Source organism: Pseudomonas sp. LAMO17WK12:I10 (assembly GCF_900215185.1).
Taxonomy (GTDB): Bacteria; Pseudomonadota; Gammaproteobacteria; order Pseudomonadales; family Pseudomonadaceae; genus Aquipseudomonas; species Aquipseudomonas chlororaphis.
The window spans coordinates 1-1,741 of sequence record NZ_OBDX01000084.1; the positions used below are offsets into that span (position 1 = coordinate 1).

Genomic DNA, 1,741 nt, shown 5'->3' on the forward strand with positions numbered 1-1,741 from the left:
CAGCTTGAGCAGCAACTGCTGGTGAGCGGTGCAGAGCGTGTGATCTTCGTTTGCTCCGACGGCACCGCCGAGAACTTCGTGCACATGGAATACCGACCTGTCGCCGGCCGCGCCGCACAACTGGTCAAAGGCTGGAAGCAGTTCGAGGCCGACCTGGCCAACTTCGAAATGGCCGAGGCGCCGTCGATCGTTGTCGGCAAGGCCCCGGACGAACTGCCCGCATTGCGCATCGAGCTGACTGGCATGGTCACCGCGAGCAACCTCAAGGTGTTCGAGGAATCGGCGCTGGCTGTCATCGACTCGGTGAAGACCACGCTGGTTACAGACCAGGACTTCGCCGACGCCAAGAAGGCTGTGAAGTGGTGCGGCGATGTCGAGCAAGCAGTCGACACCGCGAAAAAACAGGCTCTCTCCCAGACCCAGACCATCGATGAGCTGTTTTCCGCATTGAACCGGATCAGCGGACATGCCCGGGAAACGCGTCTGAAGGTCAACAAGTTGGTGCAGGCTCAAGAGCTGCTGGTGAAGACCAACATCAAGCAAAAGGCCGAGCAGGCGCTGACCGATCACGTCGCAGCAATCAACAAGACCTTGGGTCGGGTCGTGTTGCCCGCGGTGACGGCTGACTTCGCTGGAGCCATGAAGAACAAGCGCACGATCGCCAGCCTGCAGGACGCCGTCGATACCGAGCTGGCTCGAGCGAAAATTGCTGCGAGCCAAGCCGCGGATGCAATCCGCATCAATCTGGCCAGCTTGGCCGAGCTGGCTGTCGATCACGCCTTCCTGTTCAACGACATTCAGCAGCTGGTGATGAAGGCGAACGACGACCTAGTCGCACTGATCAAGGTGCGGATCTCCGAACATCAGAAAGCCGAGGAGCAGAAAGCCGAGGCCCAGCGCGAACAGATCCGCCAGCAGGAGCTGCAGCGCATCGAAAACGAGAAGGCAAAGGCACCAGTCGAGCCGGCTCCGGTCGCGACCACGGCGCCTGCAAAAGCGGCCGCACCGGTTCAACCTGCTGCAAAGCCGGTGATCAACACCTCGGCGCCGGCAAACCTGCAAGCCGAAGTATTCGACCTGGAAGCGCTGATTCATGCCGTCGCCGGCGGTCACGCCCCTATCTCGGTACTCACCGTGAACTGGGGCGAGCTCGACGGAATGGTCGAAGCCCAAGGCGCCAGGTTCAGCATGGCCGGCGTGAGGCTGGTCAAGGTGGCAGCTTGAGACGCTTTCGCGCCCAACGACGCAAACGACAAACCTAGCTGGCACTGCCGGCCAGTGGAATAACGGAGAACTGCTATGGCGAAGACCGGGCAAGAACGATCGGCCAAAGCTGCGCTGAAGCGGATCAAGTACGACGAGAAGGAATTGCGGCACCGGTGCCGGCTCGGCACTCGGAATATTCTTGAAGAGATCATGACCTGGAACGAGGACACTGAGCAGGCATCAGTGATCGAGGGCTGCCTGCGTTATGTCCATTCGCTTGGGCCAGAAGGTGCACGGGAAGCATTGAAAACGCGCCACGAAATCGTAATTAGCGAAAACGTGGCGCTGGAGTTTCAGAATCAAAGCCTGGCAGAACTGAAGCGAGACCCGGGCGATGAGTTTATTGCCCCAGTTGGAAACTCGTAAACAGTCAACAATCCATTAGGAGGGTGTAGACAAAATTATGTAGTGAGTCGGCGCGCGAGTATGCGCGCTTCGGCCAGCCACACCCACGCCTCACTCACAGCGAACAACC

Annotated in this window: 2 protein-coding genes; both read left to right on the forward strand. The window is 59.4% G+C overall.

Going from position 1 to position 1,741, the window contains the following annotated elements:
- Positions 1 to 1,224, forward strand: a 1,224-nt coding sequence (locus tag CRO75_RS32180; RefSeq protein ID WP_097140663.1) for a Heme peroxidase, incomplete at its 5' end; no start/stop codon positions are given.
- Between the two features lie 75 nt (positions 1,225 to 1,299).
- A complete protein-coding gene (locus CRO75_RS32185; protein ID WP_097140664.1) occupies positions 1,300 to 1,632 on the forward strand; it encodes a hypothetical protein in 333 nt (110 codons plus the stop codon).
- Positions 1,633 to 1,741 lie beyond the last annotated feature (109 nt).